The following is an 18,886-nucleotide window of genomic DNA, read 5'->3' as shown; positions in this document are numbered from 1 at the left end:
CCTCCAGCCGCCGCGGGCTCCGGCCCCGGAGGGCCTACAGGCCAGGCGAGGCGCCCCCGGGATCTCGTGTAGACTCCCTCTCCTCGGCCCCCTCAGGGGCTAGCGGCGGGCGTAGAGCCAGCACGCGACATAGTGGCCCTTCTCGGCCTCGACCAGCGGCGGCTCCTCGCGGCTGCAGTGGTCGAGGCGCTTCCAGCACCTGGGGTGGAACCTGCAGCCCGGCGGCGGGTTGATGGGGCTCGGCGGCTCCCCCTCGATCCTCACCCGCTTCCTGCTCCTAGCCCTCTCCGGGTCAGGGACAGGTATGGCGGAGAGCAGCATCTCCGTGTAGGGGTGCAGGGGCTTCTCGAACACCTCCTCCGCCGGCCCCAGCTCAACGATCTTGCCCAGGTACATGACGGCTATGTAGTTGCTCATGTAGCGTATAACCCCCAGGTCGTGGCTTATGAAGAGGTAGGTCAGCCCGTACTTCGCCTGCAGCTCCTTCAGCATGTTGAGTATCTGGGCCTGCACCGAGACGTCGAGCGCGCTGGTGGGCTCATCGAGCACTATGAACTTGGGCTTGAGCACCATCACCCTGGCTATTGCTATCCTCTGGCGCTGCCCGCCGCTGAACTCGTGGGGGTAGCGGTAGACGTGGCTCTCGTTCAGCCCCACCTCCTCGAGCAGCTTCACCACGTAGCTGTATGGGTCGTCAACCTCTATACCGTGGACCCGGAGGGGCTCGGTGAGGATATCGTAGACGGTCATCCGGGGGTTGAGGCTGCTATAGGGGTCCTGGAACACTATCTGCGCCTGCCTGCGGAACCACTTCAGCTCCCTCCCCTTCAGCTTGAACACGTCGCGGCCCTCGAAGAACACGGTGCCCCTCGTAGGCTCTATCAGCCTGAGCACCAGCCGGCCCGTGGTGGTCTTCCCGCTCCCGCTCTCCCCCACAAGGCCCATCGTCTTGCCGCGGGGCACTATGAAGGATACATCGTCTACCGCCCTCACCCAGCCCCTGGTGAAGAAGAGCCCCTTCACGGGGAAGTACTTGGCCAGGTGATGGGCTACCACCAGCGGCTCCTCGCCGGGGAACAGCCTGCCCAGCTCCCGTAGGGCCTCCCTATAGCCCGGGTCCTCCCTGGCCGCGAGCCCTGCCTCGCCGGCGCTCACGCCCCGCCACCCCCGCTCCTGCCCTTGCCCGCGTAGAGCCAGCATGCCACGTAGTGGCGGTCCCCCATCCTGAGCACGGGGGGCCGCCGCGTGCAGACCGGCATAGCCTCGGGGCAGCGTGGGTGGAACCTGCAGCCCGGAGGCGGGTTCACCAGGTTGGGCACGGTGCCGGGTATCGACTCGAGCTTCTCAACGCTCCTAGTGGGGTCTGGTATGGCCCTCAGCAGCGCCCTGGTGTAGGGGTGCAGCGGGTTCTTGAATATCTCGTCGACGGGGGCCTCCTCCACTATCTGGCCCGCGTACATTACCGCTACACGGTCGCACATCTCCGCCACTAGGCCCATGTTGTGGGTTATTAGGAGGAGCGTCAGCCCCTCCTCCTTCTTGAGTCTGCGGAGCAGGTCCATTATCTCCGCCTGCACCGTCGTGTCGAGGGCCGTTGTGGGCTCGTCCGCCACTAGGAGCTTCGGCTTAGTGGAGAGGCTTATGCTTATCACGCTCCTCTGCTTCATGCCGCCGCTGAGCTCGTGGGGGTAGGACCGGACCCTCTTCTCCGGGTCGGTGATCAGCGTCTTCCTCAGCAGCTCCACGGCCCTCTGGAACCCGTCCTTTATCCTCCTAATTATGCCGTGGACTAGCATGGTCTCGGAGACCTGGTAGCCGACCGTGTAGAGAGGGTCAAGCGCGGCGCCAGGGTCCTGGAACACGTAGGCTATCTCCCTGCCCCTTATCCTCTGCAGCTCCTCCTCGCCTAGCTCCATGATGTTCACGGGCTTGCCGGGCTCGGGGTAGTAGATTATCTCGCCCCCCTCTATCCTCCCCGGCGGCTTTATGAGCCTGGTGAGGGCGCGGCTGGTCACGCTCTTACCGCAGCCGGTCTCCCCGACCAGGCAGTAGGTCTCACCCCTCTCTATGCAGAAGCTCACCCCGTCGATAGCCTTAACTACGCCGGCGTAGGTGTAGAAGTTGACGCGGAGCCCCCTCACCAGTATAATCGGGTCCCTGCAGTCGAGCCTCCTCCGCTCAGCCACCCTCCTCACCTCGGGTCCACTCCTCGGCTACGGCCTCCGCCTCCCCGACCGGGCTCGCGGCCCCAGCCCTCCTCTTCACCTTGAACTCTATGCTCCGCCTCACCCTCGGGTCCATTATGTCCCGTAGAGCGTCGCCCAGCAGGTTGAAGCCGAACACCGTGAGGAATATCATCAGGCCCGGGAAGAACACCAGCCACCAGCTGTCGGGGAAGTACTGGGAGCCGTCGTAGATTATCCTGCCCCAGTCCGCCAGCGGCGGCACCGCGCCGAGGCCCAGGAAGCTGAGCCCGGCCTCCGTCAGTATCACGCCGCCGAAGTCTATCGTTAGGAACACCAGCAGGGGCCCGGCTATGTTGGGGAGTATGTGGCTGAAGAGTATCCTCCTAGTCGGCACGCCCAGCGCCCTAGCCGCCTCGACGTACGTGTTCTCCTTCGTGCTCAGCACCATGCCCCTGGCGAGCCTCGCGTAGCCGGGCCACCAGACCAGCCAGAGCGCGATTATCACCGAGAGCAGGCTGGCCAGAGCCGGCTCGTCCTTGGGCTTGACCGCGAAGAGCATGCGGAGGAAGTCCGCCAGGTGCGGGTGGGCCTGGAGCAGGTCCTGGATCCTGTAGGGCAGCACGGCGGAGAACGCTATAGCCAGTATCATGCCGGGGAACGCGAGGAATATGTCGGTGAGCCTCATTACAGCCTCGTCCACCACGCCGCCGTAGTAGCCGGCCACCAGGCCCAGCGCTATCCCTATCCAGGGGCCCACAGCCATGACTATGACCGCGACTATGAAGCTGGTGCGGGCGCCGTAGAGGATCCTGCTCCAGAGGTCTCTACCGTAGTCGTCGCCGCCCAGGAGCATGGTGAAGTTGCCCGGGTGGAGCCCGAGGCTCCGGCAGAACGCGTTATCGGGTATGTGCACCACCGTGCCCGGCGGCGCGAGCCTCGCGTGGCTGTCGCAGAGGAAGAGCTGGGTGTCATACCCTAGGGGCGCTATGCTGGGGCCGAGCAGGGCGAGCACGACGAATACCGCGGCTAGGAGCAGGCCGAGGAGCCCGAGGGGGGAGCGGTTCAGCGTGTAGAGCATCAGCCTCCACTCTTCCAGCCTCCCCCGGTTCCTCGTGCTCCAGCCCGGGCGGATCCTGTCGGCCACCGCGGCCAGCCCGGCCAGCATCAGGTCGGACATGTGGTCCAGGAGCTTCTTCTCATACACCTCCTCCGCCGCCAAGCCCTGATGCACCCCTCCCGGAGGAGCCCCTCGTCAATACCTTACCCTCGGGTCTATCACCGCGTAGAGCACGTCCACCACGAGGTTGACCGAGGTGTAGATGAAGGCTACTAGGAGCACGGACGCGGTCAGGGACATGTAGTCGAAGTTCTCTATAGCCTGGAGCATGTAGAGCCCGAGCCCGGGCAGGCCGAATATCGTCTCGGTTATCGGGGCGCCGGCCAGCAGCCCGCCGAACTGGAGCCCCAGCACGGTGACTATCGGGGAGAGCGAGTTGCGGAGCACGTGCAGGTACACCCTCCTCCTGGGGAACCCGCGGGCCTCCATGAAGTCCACGTAGTCCCTGCTATACGCGTCGAGGAAGCTGTTCCGGACAAGCCTTGTTATCACGCCTATACCAGGGTAGGCTAGCATGAACGCTGGCAGCCAGAGCCTCTTCAGCATCAGCCCCAGGTAGTGGGGGTCGAGCTTCAGCAGCGCGTCCACGAGGGGCACGCCCGTGATACGGTAGCTGGGCGTCGGCATACCCGCCAGGGTCACGAGCCCGTGGGGGTACAGGACGAATATCATCAAGTAGGCCAGCCAGAAGATCGGCGTAGAGAGCCCGACCAGGGCCAGGCCCCGGATAACCATGTCGACCGCGGTGTCCCTCTTAATCGCCGCCAACACCCCCAGGGGAACACCAATAACAACTATCAGCACGAAGGCTAGGAGCGTGAGGGGCAGAGTGACCGTGAGGAACCGGTCCGTGATCTCGCTCCACACGTTGTTGTGGGTCACAGGGCTCACGGGGTTGCCGAAGAACAAGTTCTTCATGAAGTAGTAGTACTGGATGTACCAGGGGTCGTTCAGATGGTACTCCCGGATAAGCCTCTCCACGACCTCCGGCGAGGCCTTCTGCCCGCCCGCCCACAGCCTCGCAGGGTCAGCCGGTATAACAGCAGCTATAATGTAGACGAGGAGAGTCACCCCTATAATGGTGGGCACGAAGGTTAGGAACCTACGCGCGATGAACCTCCTTAGGTCCGCCACAAGAGCCCACCCTGAGGCTCTTCCTCCAGCCCCCGGGGGCTTCCAGGCCCACTGGCCGCCGCGTCGGCTGCCCCCGAGCGGGGCCCCGGATAACTCTTTGCGGGAAGCTTATCCCACGCGCTATGCTTTGAAGACCCAGTGGAACCTCATGATAGCTTTTATAAACACTGCTGATGCGGCCTAGGGCTAACCCAGATAGTGTACTAAAACAATGCCCGAACACTTGGCAGCCCTATGCCCACGGGAGAGGTGCACCTGGCATGGCGTCCGGGAAGACCCTAGGCGCTATAGGCGTGTTAATCATAATCCTGGCCATAATAGCTGCCTACGTGTCCCTCCACAAGGGCGGAGGACCGGTAGCAACTACAACCACCACGGCCGCCACGACCACAGCCGCCTCGACCTCCCCGGCAACGCAGGCTCCCGGGACCACCACGACCCGCACCGCTACAGCCAGCCCAACGGCCACCGCCACCCAGACAGCGAAGCCTGCTCAGCTGCCCAAGGGAGTCCACGTGATAGAGACGAGCAAGGCCGTGGTGGTAGTGGCTCCCAAGGGGGTCAGCATACCCCAAATAGAGACCCACGGTAAGAAGCTAGTGGTAGTGAGGTACGTTGTAGACGAGAAGCACACCAAGCCCATAAACGAGTCGGTAGCCTTCACAACCATAGACCCCGCCTTCTACAGGAACACAACCATAGACGCGCTGATAATCGCTGCCAGGAGGGAGACCAACCCCGAGATACGCGAGATACTCTACGAGGCAATCTACAAGCTGAGCAACTACGAGGTCCCCATACTCTGGCTGGGCCAGTATAAGCAGGTACGCGTCCAGTGGAGCTGGCTCCACGGCCGCTACTACCACCCGATCCTCGCCGAGCGCTACGACCTCCTCTGGGAGGACAAGAACGCCCCCAGCGTGGACCTTGGGCTGGGAGGCTACAAGAACGATCCCAGCACCTACGTGATAGTCACCATAGGCTGGCCTGACACCTTCGACCCCGCCGCCGACTACGAGACCTTCGGCTGGGCGATATGGCACAACATAGGCGACACCCTGGTAACCTACTGGAAGAACGAGACCAAGGAGGTGAGCCCCGACCTAGCGGTGGCCTGGGCCCACAGCGAGGACGGCACCGTGTGGTACTTCGTGATAAGGGGCGGCGTGAAGGCCTACGACCCCTGGGACAAGAAGACCTACAATATAACCGCTGTCGATGCGCTGTTCAGCATATGGCGCATAGCCAGGCTGGGCCTAGACCCCAGCTGGATGATAACCGAGTTCGTCGACGTTAACAACTCCAAGGTGCTGACCGAGCAGGAGTTCAACCAGCTCCTGCAGAAGGGCGGCATCTACGCCGAGTACCACGGGAAGACCGTGGAGCCGAAGAGCCTGGACGAGCTGCTAAAGTTCTTCGGCTACAGCGGCGGGACCGCCGGCGTAGTCATGCTGAAGCTGAAGCAGCCCTACGGCGCTATACTAAGCATACTCGCCGACCCCTTCGCCAGCGTCGTGCCCATGAAGTACTTCTTCGACAACATTGACCAGCTGAAGGGCAAGTACGAGGAGGCGCTCAAGGCCAGCAACTACGGCAAGAACCCCGCCGCCTGGGCAGCCTACGTGAAGCCCGGCGAGCAGGACCCGACCCACCTGCTGCTCCACAAGAAGCCCGTCGGCACCGGCCCCTACTACGTGAAGGAGTACAAGGAGAACAGCTACATAGTGCTCGAGTACAACCCCTACTACTGGAACAAGACCCTCTGGACAATGAAGCCCTACGGCGAGAACGGCGTCCCCAGCCACAAGACAGTGATCTACCTGATAAACAATGACGCGGTCTCCAGGATAGAGATACTGAAGTCCGGCCAGGCCGACACCGGCGCGATACCGCTCGACAGGCTCAAGGACGTGAAGGACTACCAGATGGAGGGCACCAGCTTCAGGATACAGGTGGAGGAGGGCGGCATAGAGCCCACGATAATCTACATAGTGCTGAACACTATGAAGCCTCCGTTCAACAACAGGCTGGTAAGGCAGGCGCTGATATACATGATACCCTTCGAGCAGATAAGCAGCGCTGTGTACGCTGGCTACCTGGTGCCGCTGTACGGCGTGCTACCCGCCGGGTTCCCCGGGCACAACGACGACATAGTGATCAAGTACCACTTCGACCCCGCTAAGGCCACGGAGCTGATAAGGAAGAGCGGCATCAACCCATCCGAGTACACGATAGAGATATGGTACAACACTGGTAACAGCCAGCGCGAGAAGATAGCGTCGATACTCCAGCAGACCTGGGGCCAGCTGGGCTTCAGGGTGACCGTGAAGGCGTTGAACTGGCCAACCCTGCTGAGTAAGACCGAGAAGGGCGACTTCGACGTCTACATCATAGGCTGGGCGCCCGACTACCTGGACCCCGACGACTACGCCGGCCCACTGCTCTACGGCGGCACCAAGTTCAGCGAGATAACAGTCACAGTGAAGTAACCGGCCAACCCTGTGAACCCGTAGTCTTTTTCCCCTCTCCCCGTCTCCACCGGGCCCCTTCTCGCGGGCCCCGGCGCGTCCCCCCGGGTTCTACGCTCCCTACGCGGTGTCCACCGGCACGGGCACGCTCCTCCCGGCCACCCGGGCCATCTCCACCCTAACCCCGAACACCTCCTCCAGCAGCCCCGGCTCCAGCACCTCTCCCGGCCCCCCGGCGGCCACCACCCGGCCCCGGTGGAGCACTGCCACCCGGTCGGCGTAGAGCCCGGCTAGCACCATGTCGTGGGTCGCGGCCACCACGATGCGTCCCCTTCTCGCCTCCTCTACGAGCAGCTTGTAGGTGAGCAGTCTCCCGCGCAGGTCGAGGAAGCTAGTGGGCTCGTCGGCGAGCAGCGCCCGGGCGCCCCTGGCGAGAGCGTGGGCTAGGAGGGCCCGCTGCCTCTCGCCGCTGCTCAGCGCCGCAAGCCTCCTCGCCGCGAGCCCCGCAGCCTCCACCCTGGCAAGCTGCCTCCTAGCCTCCGCGAGGTCTCTCTCCGAGGGGCCCAGGGCCAGGCTCCGGCGGAGCGGGTAGCGGCTGGCGGCGACGAACTCCTCGACGCTCTGCCCGAGCCCCGGCGCCTCCAGGAAGGCCGGGATGTAGGCTAGCCGCCTGGCCCTCTCCCTCGGGGGGAGCCGGTGGACCTCCACCCCGTCGAGGAGGACGCGGCCCCTGCTGGGCTCCAGCAGCCCTGCCACCGTCTTGAGGAGCGTGGTCTTCCCGGCCCCGTTGGGCCCAAGCACCACGGTGACCAGCCCGGGCCTGGCCTCAAGGCTCACCCCGTCCAGGATGGTGGCGCCGCCCAGCTCCACGCGGATATCGAGGGCCCTCAGCCCCTCAGCCTCCTCCATGCCTCACCTAGCCCTCCTCCAGGCCGCCGCGGAGGAGCATGTAGGCGAGGAAGGCGCCCCCCACGCTGCTGGTTATCAGCCCGGCGGGCACCTCGCCGAGGCCCATGGCCAGGGCGAGCAGCCTACCCGCCAGGTCGGCGGACAACGCCGTAGCCGCGCCCAGGAGCAGGGAGCCCGGGATGCTGCGGCTCGGGTGGCCGCCGGCCAGCAGCCTTGCAGCGTTAGGGGCTACGAGGCCAACAAAGCCTATGAGCCCGGCGGCGTAGACGCACACGGAGGTCAGCGCCGCGGCCGCGAGGCTCGCCGCCAGCCTCACCCGGGCCGGGCTATAGCCCATGGCCGCGGCGGCCTCGTCGCCGTAGGAGACCGCGTCGAGGCCCCTCGCCAGAGCCGCCCCCAGTAGGGCCGCGGCCGCGGCCGCCCCCAGCGCTGTGTAGACGTCCCCCGGGACCGCGTAGGCGAAGCTGCCGAGGAGCACCATGGCGGCGGGCATGCCCAGCCTCGCCTCTGCCAGCATGACGAGCATGCTCGAGAGCCCCGAGAGCAGGCTCGAGACCGCCAGGCCGGCGAGCACCAGCCCGGCCCGGGTGAAGCCCAGCCGGGCTGCGAGCCCGGCGGAGGCCAGGTAGGCGGCGAACCCGCCCAGGGTTCCGGCGAGGAGAGGCAGGCCGGGCAGGGGCGCCCCGTCCCAGGCGAGCAAGACGAGCACGGAGGCCAGCAGCGCCCCGGGCGAGACGCCCAGTATGCTCGGGCTGGCCAGAGGGTTGGAGACGCTGTACTGCATCAGCGCCCCGGCAGCCCCCAGGGCGGCGCCAACCCCTAGGGCTAGGAGGCTGCGGAGAAGCCGGAGCCGGAGGATCAGCCCCCAGCCGCCCGGATCGAGCGGGTTGTAGACCCCGGCGGGCCCGACTGAGAGCGAGGCCAGGAAGAGCAGCGCCAGGGCCGCGCCGAGCCAGGGAAAAACACGCGGGCTCCCCATGGGAGGCGCCCCGGTCCCCCTTAGCCGCTCTGGCCTAGGCAGTGGTAGCTCTCGGCGAGGCCTGCCGGGGCCTCCACCTTGTCGGGGTGGAGCAAGTGGGCTAGCAGGTAGGCGGCGTCAACCACTCCAGGGCTTGGGCGGTTTAGACGGTTTGCCGCCTCGCCGTAGAGCACGCAGACGTGGCCCTCCCTGAAGGCCCTCGCGTTCTTCAGCGGCGTGGACTCGAACAGCGCTATGGTGCGGTTGTAGTCGGCGGGGGACATACCCGTCACCACTATGTAGTCGGGGTTCTTGGAGAGTATCTCCTCGTAGCCGACCATCTGCCACCCGTGGAGGCTGTGGAACACGTTCGTGCCGCCTGCAAGGTTTACCAGCGTGTCCTGGAATGTGCCGCCGCCGGCCACCCAGGCGCCGTTCTTCTGCAGGTAGACTAGCAGCGCCACGCTGGGCCTGGTCATGTTGGCCAGCGCCTCCTCGAGCCTGGCGACCCGCTCCCGCATCCCCTCTATCACCTTATCGGCTGCCTCGGGGCGGCCGAGCAGGGTGGCCACGGCTCGGAGGTCCCAGTAGATGTCGTTCAGGTCCCTGGCCCGGTCGCAGCGGAGGAAGAACACCCTTATCCCCAGCTGCTCCAGCTGCGGCGCCATCCTCTCCTGGTAGGGTACGCCGCTGCAGGCGAGCACCAGGTCGGGGTGCAGCGCCGCTATCTTCTCCGGGCTGGGGTTCCAGTAGCCGCCCACCACGGTGGCGTTCGACGGCACCCCTTCCACCGTCTTGGAGTAGCTGTCTAGCCCCACTATCCTGCTGCAGAGCCCTAGGCTGCACACATCCTCCGTTATCGAGGGGGCCAGGGTTACTATCCTCTCCGCGGGCTTCTCCAGCACAATACTCCTGCCCAGCGCGTCCACGAGCACTATCCTCGTGGCCGTGGCTGTCACGGTGGCCGTGCTCGTCTCAACGATCGTGTGATTCTCCACCAGGGTCTTTGTCACGGTCTCTGTAGCCGTCACGGTGCTCGGCGGCATGGTCTGCGTCACAGTGGTTGTCACGGTAGTGGCCACCGTCTCCGTGGCTGTCTTGGAGCCGCTCCTGCCAGCTAGGTAGCCGGCTGCTAGGCCCACTAGGAGGAGGACCACTGCCAGGGCCACAGCTGCTCCGGTCCTCAAGGCCTGCCGCCGGAGCACTGGCTGGACCCGGGGTCCAATACTTATGCTTATAGCTGTTGAGCTGGCCTTCCTGAGCCCCGGCGCGGAACCGGCGGCCGGTGGCCCGGCGGTACACGGCCTCCAGCAGGGCCACGGCGGTGTAGACGGTGACCGTGGTGTAGAAGGCGCGTGGGTTGCTCGCCAGCTGGTAGTAGAGGAGGAGGGCCAGCAGGGCCAGCACCACCGCGAGGCTCAGCAGTATGAGCGGCCTGCTCCCCCGGGTCTCGCCGGCGAGCCGGTAGTGGGACACTATGACGGCCATATACACGGCTATGAATGTGGCGCTGCAGACCTCCGCCACCCCGTCCAGGTTGAGCCCGAGGGCGAAGGCGAGGCTCAGGAGCGCGGTTATGTAGAGGCCCTCGGGCTCGCTGAGCCAGCTCCTTCTCTCGAACACTCTGGGCAGCTCCCCCTTCTTGGCGAGCGCGTAGGCTATGTTGGCGCCCCCGTAGAGGCTGGCGTTTATCGCGCTGCTCGTGGAGAGCAGCGCCCCCAGCGAGACCATTGTGAAGCCGAGGCTCCCGAGGAAGGGCCTCGCCGCCTCGGCGAGCGCGTAGTCCCTGGCCCTTGCCAGCTCCTCCACCGGCAGGTTGCCAACGGCGACAACAGCCACGAGCACGTAGACGAGGCTTGCTATCACCAGGCTCAGGTAGATTGCCCGGGGCACGTTGCGCTCGGGGTCCTCTATGTCCTCCGAGGCGTTGGTCACCAGCCCGAACCCGGTGTAGCTGAGGAAGAAGACCGAGGCGGCGTAGAGCGCTCCCCGCAGCCCGCGGGGGCTGAGGTCGGGGGCGAGCAGGCCCGGCTCCACGCTCCAGATGCCGGCGGCTATGAAGAGGCCCAGCACCGCCAGCTTGGCAGCCACTATGGCGCCCTCGGCCCTGCCCACGGTCTTCGAGCCCCTTATGTCGAGCGCGGTGAAGAAGGCTATGGCCAGCGCCTCGGCGAGGCCGGCGGCGAGGCCACCGGGCTCCCGGCCGAGGAGGGCGAGGAGGTAGCCGGCAAACGCCTTGGCGAACATGGATATTGAGAGCACGTAGGTGAGCCAGAGCATGAAGGCCAGGACCCCGGTGGCCAGGCCGTCCCCCAGCCCCCTTATGATGAACTCTATCGGGCCGGCGTTTGAGACGAACCTGGCGCCCAGCTTGGCATAGGAGTAGGCCACGAGGCCGGCCGCGAGAGAGTCGAGGACCAGCGCCAGGGGAAGGTCCCTGCCCGCGACCTCGGCCCCCACGCCGACCAGCGCGAATATGCTAGCCCCTATGATCATGCCGACGGCTATGGCGGTGGCCTCCCAGAGGCTCAGCTTACCGCCTCCAGGCCTCAGCCCATCCCCACCCCCGGCGGCCCGGCCCCCCGGGGGCCCGCCGGGGTAAAGACAATAGGCGCCTCGCCAGCCGCCAGCCCGGGGTAGGCGGGAGTGAGGAGATGTAGCAAAGCTGAGGCCCTCCACGGCGTCTCCCCCGGGGGCCGTGGGGGCCTAGGTGTGAAGACCAAGGGGCTGCTGGCCGACCCGCCAATCCCCTCTAGCCCCTGCATGCAGCCTCCCTGGCGGCCCTGGCGTAGCCCCTGTCGCGGCGGGCCAGCTCGGAGTAGATCCTCCTCATCCCCTCGTCCACGGGGAGGAGAACGCCATCCCCGCCGCGGGTGAAGGCGGCGTACCGCGTCTCGCCTAGGGGCTCGAGCCCCTGGAGGCCGCGGGCCAGCGCCAGGGCGTAGGCCTTCTCGGGCACCTCCACTCGGTCCCAGAGGCCGGCCGCCTCGAGCAGCTTCACGGGTACGAGGAGCCAGGCCAGGCTGCGCCACGCCCTGCCCCTCCGCACCCGGGGCCTGGGGATCCTCTCCCTGGCGAGGTGCTGGATCTCCTCCACCTGGTCCCGGGCCTCCACCCTCGCGGGGAGCCGGCAGCCGCCGGCCGGGGCGCCGGAGAGACGCTCAGCCGGCTGGACTAGGAGGACCACCCGGTACCTCTCCTCCAGGCTCGGCCAGAAGTAGGCGTCCATTCCCACCAGCCGGTCGCCGAGCCTGGCGAGGTGGAAGGGTACTAGCACAACCTCCATCCCCAAGGCCGCCGCCTCCTATGAGGCCCTCTCCACGTAGAGCACGAGCCTCACAGTTACGGGGAACTCCTGGCCGGCTATAGGGTACCAGTAGCCCGCCACGTAGTTTGGCCCCGCCACGTCCTTGTAGACCACCACCGGGCTGGCGGCCCACATGGGGTGCCGGCCCGTCGAGTTCAAGACCTCGATCATGGCGTAGACGAGCCTGTAGCCGCCGGGCACGTCTATCCTATAGTCCACCCGGTATAGGCCGGTGCTGGGGCTTGTCACGGATAGCGTTAGGTTCGCGTCACCCGCCTCCAGGGTCCTGCTGTACCCGTCCTGGGCGGGGAGCCTAGCAACTATCGCCCCCATCAGGCTGCATAGGGGGGCTACGGGCGCCACAGCCTCCACGCCGCTGCGCGCCACAATCTTGGCGTACACCGGGTTGACCAGGCTGGTGTTCTCGAGGGGTAGCACGATCAGGGCGGTGAAGCCCCCGGGCGGGATACTCATGCCCCCCGTTATGTTGTAGACCACCGCAGGTATCGCCGAGCCCGTCGAGTCCAGTATGTAGCCGCTAGTCATGTTGTCCAGCTCGGCCGCCGCGAGGCCCGTGTTGCTCAGCGACACCTTTACCCCGTAGCAGTAGCTCCCATTGCCGCTGTAGAGGGGCGCGGCGTCCTCGATACGCAGCTCGGGCAGCAGCGCCGGAGTCCCTAGGGAGCCCGAGACCTGGCCGCTGAGCCAGGTGTAGAGGAGGGCGGCTGCCGCGGCAGCTATGAGTATCAGCAGCACCTCCGCCACCACCGGCGATAAAGCCCTCAACCCGCCGCCCTCCTCTACACACCTAGGCTTCCACCCCGGGGTTAGAGGCTATATACCGCCTAGCCCGGTCCCCCTCGGAGCCAGCCAGGCCCCGGCGGCTCCAGGGGATGCAACCCAGAGCGAGGGGGTCATGGTTGCCGGGGAGCCGTGGAGAGGAGCCAAGGGTGCTAGGCTTCCGGGAGCTGTGCCGCGGCCGCCGCTTCTCCTTCGGCCAGGTAGAGGCCCTGGTTAACGGGCAGAGGAGGCTGTTCGACACGTTCCAGCACCCGGGCGCGGTGGCCGTGGTGGCGGTGGACGAGCGGGGCAGGGTGCTTATGGAGCGCCAGTACCGGCCGAGCGTGGGGGAGTGGCTCTACGAGATCCCCGCCGGCACGCTGGAGCCGGGGGAGGAGCCGGAGGAGACTGCGCGGAGGGAGCTTGTGGAGGAGACCGGCTACGAGCCGGGCTGGCTCAGGCCCCTGGCCAGGTTCTACAGCAGCCCCGGGGTCTCCACAGAGATGCTCTACATCTACGCGGCGGGCGGGCTCAGGGAGGTGGGGGCCAGGCCGGAGGAGGACGAGGTGATAGAGGTCCGCTGGGTCCCGCTGGAGGAGGCGCTGGAGATGATCAAGAGGGGGGAGATAAGGGACTGCAAGACCCTGGCCGGGCTCCTGCTATACAAGTTTCTCCTCGGCTAGCATCCTCCCCAGGCTGCCCTGCACCACCCAGCCCCGGCCCGGGCCGGCGTAGTAGACGAGGCCCTCCTCGCGGAGGAGCCGGAAGAGAGCCTTGTAGCGGCCCATCTGCGCCTCTGCCTCGTACTCGTCGCTCGCCCGGAGCCCCCTCAGCCTCTCGAGGAACTCGCGGAGCCCCTGCCGCGTCAGCACCACGGTCTCCCCGCCCAGGCCGGCCACCACTAGGCCCCTCCTCCGGGCCTCCTCCGGGTCGAAGCCCTCCCGGGCCTCCGGCGGCAGCTCGTGGAGCAGCACGTAGCCCCTGCCCCGGAGCCTCTCGGCCACGGCGCGGAGCCAGGCGGGCTCCTCCCTGGCCCGGCTCCCCTGCGCCTGCCGCAGCGCCTGGGCCACCGCGGCCGATATGGCGCGGGCCAGCTCCTCCACGTCGCGGCGCGTTAGCCCGCCTCCCCGGCGCTCCAGCGCCTCCAGCCTCCTCTCGATGGCCTCCAGCCTCTCCTCTATCCTCTCAAGCCTCTCGAGGAGGGCCTTATCGGCCCCCTCCCCGCAGCCCCCGCCGGCCTCCCTGGCGGCCTCCTCCGCCACGCGGCGGATCAGCTCCTCCACGTCTACCTGCCTGGAGTGGACTGCCGCCCCCAGCTCGCGGAGGTAGTCGTCCAGCCGCCGGTTCCTAGGCATCACCGCTGCCCCTTCCTGCCCCCCGGGAGGCTCTGGGAGGAGGGGTTCTCCCGGCCCCTCTTCCCCCTCTCGCTCGTTGCCGGCCGGGCCTCCCTATAGCTCTGCCTGGGGGTGGCCGAAGCTAATCCCGCCGCCCGGAGGCCGCGGGGAAGAGAGGCTAGAGCCTGGGCTCCAGGACCTCCTTCTCGATGAGGGATATCAGTATCCTCCTGGCCTCCTCGAGGCCGATCCCCATCCTCTCGGCCACTATCTCGGCGGCCTCGCGGAGCAGCAGCTCGCCCCTCCTCCTCCGCTCCAGCGCCACCAGCTTGTAGGCCTCCAGCTCCTCCGGCGAGAGCAGCCCTGCTCCCTCAGCCATCCTCCTCAGCTCCTCCATGTAGCCGTGCAGCCTGGCCACGGCCTCGAACGGGTCCCCGGCCCTGGGGGGCTCCGGGGCCCCGGAGCCCGCCCTCTCCAGCGCCTCGCGGAGCGCCTGCGCCTCCGCCTCCAGCGCGCTGCGCAGCCTCTCAGCCTCCGCCACCGCGTCGGCGTGAACCCTCTTAGCCCTCTCAAGGCTGTCCCGGAGCACCGCCACGGCGCTCTCCACCAGCCCCCTGGCCTCCCTGGCGGCCTCGACCCGGCCCCCGCCCCTCCTCAGCGCCTCCATCGCATTGCTCCTGAGCGCCCTGGCCTGGTCCAGGGCCAGCGCCAGGTCCTCCACCGCCTCCCCGAGCCTCCTCGAGGAGGGGAGCCCGGCCTCCCCGGCCCTGGCCCTGGCCTCCTCGAGGCCGTGGAGCCAGCTCTCCGCCTCGGCGGCCAGCTCCTCCATCGCCTCCAGGCTCTGGAGCAGCCGGTCCACCTGCTCCTCCAGCTCCAGCAGGGGCCGGCGGCCCTCCTCGAGCTGGCGCCGGGCCTCGGCGAGCAGCTGCTCAGCCTCGTCCAGGCCTATCTCGCCGGGCGCCTCCAGGCCCTGCAGCACTATCGCCTGGGGCTCCGGGGCCTCGGCGCCCAGCCTCCGCAGCCTCTCGGCCAGCTCCTCCGCCCTCCTCCGGAGCCCGGCGGTCTCCTCCAGCAGTCTCCGCAGCCTCTCGGCCAGCTCCTCCAGCGCCCTGAGCGTGCTCTGCAGCCACTCGCCCTCCTCTATCCCGCTGGGGGTCAGCTTGGCCAGCCCCAGCTCCTCGAGCCTCCTCGCTACCAGCCAGAGCTTGTAGTTGAAGTGCAGCGCCGGCCCGGTGCCGGAGACGTAGAAGGGGTTCACCCGGCCGGGGTCGCGGGGCCTCCGGCGCCTGGCCTCCTCCCAGAGCCTCCTGGCCTCCTCCTCCAGCTGCGCCTCGCTGATCCTCAGCTCCTCTATCTCCTCCACTGCGTGGACCGCCTCCCTCAGCCTCTCGAGCCCCTCTATCCTCAGCCTCACCTTCCTGCCGGTGAGCCTCTCCAGCAGCCTCTCGGTCTCCCTGCGGGCCTCCTCTATCCTGCCGGCGTACTCCTCCAGCCGCGCCCTCAGCCTCCTCGCCTCCGCGGCGGCGGGCTTCACGTGGCCCCGGAGGATCTCGCCTCTCACGTACTCCGCCGCGTCGAGCACGGTGCGGGCCAGCCGGAGGGACATGAGCAGGTTGCCAGCCTTCAGGGCCTCCTCGGCAGTGGCCAGCAGGCCTCTCATCTTCCTGGCGAACCCCTCGAGGCTTCCAGCCCTGTAGTCCCTCGCCTTCGCGGAGACTATCAGCCCCCAGCTCCTCGCCTCGGGGTCCCCCTCTATCTCCTCGACGAGCTCCCGGGCCTCCCGTATCAGCTGCCACGCTGCCTCCTCGCTGTCGCGGAGCCGGAGCCTGGAGCGCTCGGGGTCAACCCTCCTCTCGGAGGAGGCGGCGACGAGGCCCCGGTAGACGAGGCTCTGGAGCAGCATTCTCCTAGTGCCCGGGTTGCGAGCCTCGACAACCAGCAGCTCCCAAACCCTGGACGCCTGGACCTCCTGGCTCCGGGCGCCCAGCTGCTCCAGGGCCCGGAGCACGCTCCTCTCCACGGGGCTGAGCACGTCCACCCTCGCCGAGCCGTTCGTCTTCTCCAGGAAGCCGTTGGCGGCCAGCAGGAGCATGTACTTCTCCAGGGTCTGGACCTCGCCCCGGTCTATGTCGGGGCTCAGCAGGCCCCGCCCCTCGCCGCCCGGGCCGCGGTAGAGGTGGTACCTCATAACGTACTCGTAGGCGGCGTGCAGCGCCTCCCTGGCGGAGGCCCTCGTGCTCGGGACCACGAGGAAGTAGCGGAGCGCGCCGCTCAGCTCCGTCGGCCTCTCGACGTCGTAGCCCAGCTTCGGGTCCCTCACCAGAAGCGGGGCCCCCTCGACGCCCTCCTCTAGCCCCCGCTCCAGCCTCTCCCTGGGCCTCAGCTCCTCGGCGAGCTCGCGGAGCATGGAGTGGAGGCGGAGGGGGTCCAGCCCGAGCCTCTCGGCGGCCTCCGGGCTCCCCGCGGCCTCCACGGCGGCGTGCAGCGCCTCCTCCAGCCCGCCCGTCTCGGCGGCCAGCTTCACCCCGAGGGCCTGGAGCCTGACGCGGCTAACCATGGACTCTATGGGGGCGTCGACTATCTTCAGGAAGAGCTTGCCCTCGAGGCTTTCGAGCAGCCTCCTGGCCCGCGGCTCCACCCCTCCATGGTGCACCAGCAGCACGGCGTGGGGCCTCCAGCCGCTCATAACGGCAGCCATCACCTGGCTCTCCAGCCTCCTAGCCTCCTCGGCGGTCACCTCGCCCGGCACCGCGTAGACCAGCACCCGGGCCCTCGCGCCCCCCTGGAGCACGGCCTCAGCCCTAGCCACGCCCTCGCCCTGGAGCGCCGGCGGCTCCCTTAGCAGCCCCTCGGCGGCCAGCACAGCGGCGGCGCCGGCGGCGAGGTGGCTGCGGCCGGCCTCGGTGTAGACGCGGCGTATCACCTGCAGCCTCTCGACACGGTCAGCTATGAAGTCCAGGTAGCTCAGCTCGGGGCTCACGTAGAGGAGGCGCTGCAGCCTCGGCGACAGCATGTAGGCCCTGGAGCCGCCGGCGCCCAGGAGCCGGGAGAATAGGGCCTCCCAGAGCAGCTGGGCCAGCCTCTCGGCCTCCGAGCGGCTTAGCTCCAGCGGCGACGCGTCCGCCACCAGGTCCACCGCGGCCCTCTCGTCCGGGGGCACGGCCACGACCAGCCTGCCCGTGGGCTCGGTGTAGACGAGGCTGTCGAGCAGCTGCTCCAGCGGGCTCCCCCCATCCATCCCCGCCAGCTGGGGGAGGAGCTTCACAGCCTCCGGCTCCACCGTGCGGAGAAGCTTGAAGGCATCCTCCACCGCCGGGGTCTCGAGCACTTCGTGGACGAGCCTCTGCACCCCCAGCTCGCGGCGGGGCCAGGACTGCTCGCCGTAGAGGTTCATCTCCCTAACCATCTCCTCAAGGACGCCGGGCCTGGCCCCGAGCGCGGCGGCGAGGTCCTCCACCGGCGCGGCGCCCCTGGCCACGAGCTCCTCGAGCAGCCTCCTGGCGAGCCCCGCGTCGAAGCCCGCCAGCCTCGCCCGGGCCCCCCAGCCCTCAGCCAGCCTCGAGTAGGCCTCGCTGTTGAGGGCCGGCAGCTCGGCGCCGCCGACGCTCAGCGTGAGGCCCTGGAGGGCCTCCAGCAGCTCCCCGGTATCGAGCACGGCCACGCCGTCGCCGCAGTCACCGCGGCCCCGCGCCCAGGAGACTAGGTAGCGGAAGGCCGAGACCAGTGCCCCCATGTTGCCCAGCGTGCCTGATACCACAGCGTGGGCCAGGCTGTGGTCCCTGAGCAGCCCCTCGAGCCCCCTGCCGAGAGTGTAGCGGGCGAGGCTCTCCAGGAAGGCGAAGGCCTCGCGCCTGGTGAGCGGCCTTATCCAGATACTCCTCACTCTCCTCCGGAGCCTCGCGGCCACGGTGGCGAAGTCCCTTAGCCCCATCAGCCTGCTGTAGGCCGGGGGAGTGAGGCTGGCCACCAGGTGGAGGGCGCCCGGCATGCAGCCCTCGCCGCTGCAGCCGGCGGAGACTATCTCCACGTCGCCGTTCAGTATGCCCACGAGCCCTGCCACGAGCTCCGCCAGCTCCTCCTCCCTCGCCGAGGCGACGAGGTCCTCGAGCTCGTCTATGAACACTACGAGCCTACCGCCCCTGGGCACCAGGCCGCGGAGCACCCTCTCCACGTAGCCCCGGAGGCTCTCCGCCCCATCGGGGCCGCCGTAGCGGGGGAGGAGCCCCCTCTGCTCCAGCCCCGCGGCGAGGAGCGCGGCGGCGAGCCGGTAGGCGGGGCCCCTCTCGCTCCTGCCGCGCAGCGAGGAGAGGTGGGCGAGCACCGTGGCGGCCCGGGCCTCGAGGCCCAGCCAGCCCCTCTCCTCCAGCCAGGGCCTGATCCTAGCGTTGTATACGCTTGTCTTCCCCTCCCCCCACTCCGCCACGAGGAGCACGAGGACGGGGTCCTGGCTCTTCTCCATCTCGTTGAGGGCCTCGGCTACCTGCTGGTAGACCCTCTGCCTGCTCGGCAGCGGGGGGAGGTACTCGTCGAGCCTCCTGGCGTCCGTGCCAGTCAGGCTCGGCAGCCTCGCGGGCGGCGGCCCGCAGCGCCTGGCCACAGTCTCCGGAGGCATAGCCGAAACCCGGGTGTAGAGGCATGAGTAACACTCATACAGCGGCACCCCTCGGCTCCCGGCGGCCAGCCCGTAGTACAC

At 67.8% G+C, this 18,886-nt stretch carries 14 protein-coding genes; 2 read left to right on the top strand and 12 right to left on the bottom strand.

Translation table 11 applies throughout. The features are described from left to right. Positions 1–99: 99 nt before the first annotated feature. The 4 genes from ACZ42Y_RS06390 to ACZ42Y_RS06375 form a co-directional block, all read right to left on the bottom strand. Positions 100–1,080, bottom strand: a complete 981-nt coding sequence (locus ACZ42Y_RS06390; protein ID WP_464735790.1) for an ABC transporter ATP-binding protein — start codon at positions 1,078–1,080, stop codon at positions 100–102. A 71-nt stretch (positions 1,081–1,151) separates the two neighbouring features. Further along, a complete protein-coding gene (locus tag ACZ42Y_RS06385; RefSeq protein WP_464735302.1) occupies positions 1,152–2,195 on the bottom strand; it encodes an ABC transporter ATP-binding protein in 1,044 nt (347 codons plus the stop codon). Next, positions 2,179–3,405: an ABC transporter permease gene (locus ACZ42Y_RS06380; RefSeq protein ID WP_070807824.1), complete on the bottom strand. Its 1,227-nt coding sequence runs from the start codon at positions 3,403–3,405 to the stop codon at positions 2,179–2,181. The genes ACZ42Y_RS06385 and ACZ42Y_RS06380 overlap by 17 nt, the downstream gene beginning before the upstream one ends. Positions 3,406–3,438: 33 nt before the next feature. Next, the gene (locus ACZ42Y_RS06375) at positions 3,439–4,437 is read right to left on the bottom strand and encodes an ABC transporter permease (protein ID WP_464735301.1); all 999 of its coding nucleotides are present in this window, start codon (positions 4,435–4,437) and stop codon (positions 3,439–3,441) included. Between the two features lie 260 nt (positions 4,438–4,697). Between ACZ42Y_RS06375 and ACZ42Y_RS06370 the strand changes: the two genes are divergently transcribed. Further along, positions 4,698–6,926 carry an ABC transporter substrate-binding protein gene (locus ACZ42Y_RS06370; protein ID WP_058370765.1) on the top strand — a complete coding sequence of 743 codons (2,229 nt, stop codon included), beginning with the start codon at positions 4,698–4,700 and terminating at the stop codon, positions 6,924–6,926. A 99-nt stretch (positions 6,927–7,025) separates the two neighbouring features. Here the strand turns inward: ACZ42Y_RS06370 and ACZ42Y_RS06365 are convergent, their stop codons facing one another. The 6 genes from ACZ42Y_RS06365 to ACZ42Y_RS06340 form a co-directional block, all read right to left on the bottom strand. Beyond that, a complete protein-coding gene (locus ACZ42Y_RS06365; RefSeq protein ID WP_058370766.1) occupies positions 7,026–7,814 on the bottom strand; it encodes an ABC transporter ATP-binding protein in 789 nt (262 codons plus the stop codon). A 7-nt stretch (positions 7,815–7,821) separates the two neighbouring features. Next, on the bottom strand, positions 7,822–8,793 hold the full coding sequence (locus tag ACZ42Y_RS06360) for an iron chelate uptake ABC transporter family permease subunit (RefSeq protein ID WP_058370767.1): 972 nt from the start codon (positions 8,791–8,793) through the stop codon (positions 7,822–7,824). A 20-nt stretch (positions 8,794–8,813) separates the two neighbouring features. Further along, positions 8,814–9,854 (bottom strand): ABC transporter substrate-binding protein, encoded by a 1,041-nt coding sequence (locus ACZ42Y_RS06355; protein WP_464735300.1) that lies wholly within the window; start codon positions 9,852–9,854, stop codon positions 8,814–8,816. Next, a complete protein-coding gene (locus ACZ42Y_RS06350; RefSeq protein WP_464735299.1) occupies positions 9,748–11,451 on the bottom strand; it encodes an APC family permease in 1,704 nt (567 codons plus the stop codon). The genes ACZ42Y_RS06355 and ACZ42Y_RS06350 overlap by 107 nt, the downstream gene beginning before the upstream one ends. A gap of 73 nt (positions 11,452–11,524) precedes the next feature. Next, entirely contained in the window at positions 11,525–12,064 is a 540-nt protein-coding gene (locus ACZ42Y_RS06345) for a hypothetical protein (RefSeq protein WP_464735298.1), read from the bottom strand. Positions 12,065–12,076: 12 nt separating this feature from the next. Then, positions 12,077–12,865: a hypothetical protein gene (locus ACZ42Y_RS06340; RefSeq protein WP_168371281.1), complete on the bottom strand. Its 789-nt coding sequence runs from the start codon at positions 12,863–12,865 to the stop codon at positions 12,077–12,079. Between the two features lie 134 nt (positions 12,866–12,999). Here ACZ42Y_RS06340 and ACZ42Y_RS06335 point away from each other — a divergent pair, with 134 nt between their 5' ends. Beyond that, entirely contained in the window at positions 13,000–13,542 is a 543-nt protein-coding gene (locus tag ACZ42Y_RS06335; protein ID WP_269082809.1) for an NUDIX hydrolase, read from the top strand. Here the strand turns inward: ACZ42Y_RS06335 and ACZ42Y_RS06330 are convergent. Together ACZ42Y_RS06330 and ACZ42Y_RS06325 are read right to left on the bottom strand one after the other, a co-directional pair. Beyond that, entirely contained in the window at positions 13,519–14,214 is a 696-nt protein-coding gene (locus ACZ42Y_RS06330; protein ID WP_058370771.1) for a hypothetical protein, read from the bottom strand. The two genes, ACZ42Y_RS06335 and ACZ42Y_RS06330, sit on opposite strands and share 24 nt — an antisense overlap. A 157-nt stretch (positions 14,215–14,371) precedes the next feature. Continuing rightward, on the bottom strand, positions 14,372–18,805 hold the full coding sequence (locus tag ACZ42Y_RS06325; protein ID WP_058370772.1) for a coiled-coil domain-containing protein: 4,434 nt from the start codon (positions 18,803–18,805) through the stop codon (positions 14,372–14,374). Positions 18,806–18,886 lie beyond the last annotated feature (81 nt).

This window comes from Pyrodictium brockii (assembly GCF_055379715.1).
Note: the sequence above shows the minus strand (reverse complement) of the source record. Positions and strands in the feature narration are given on the sequence as shown.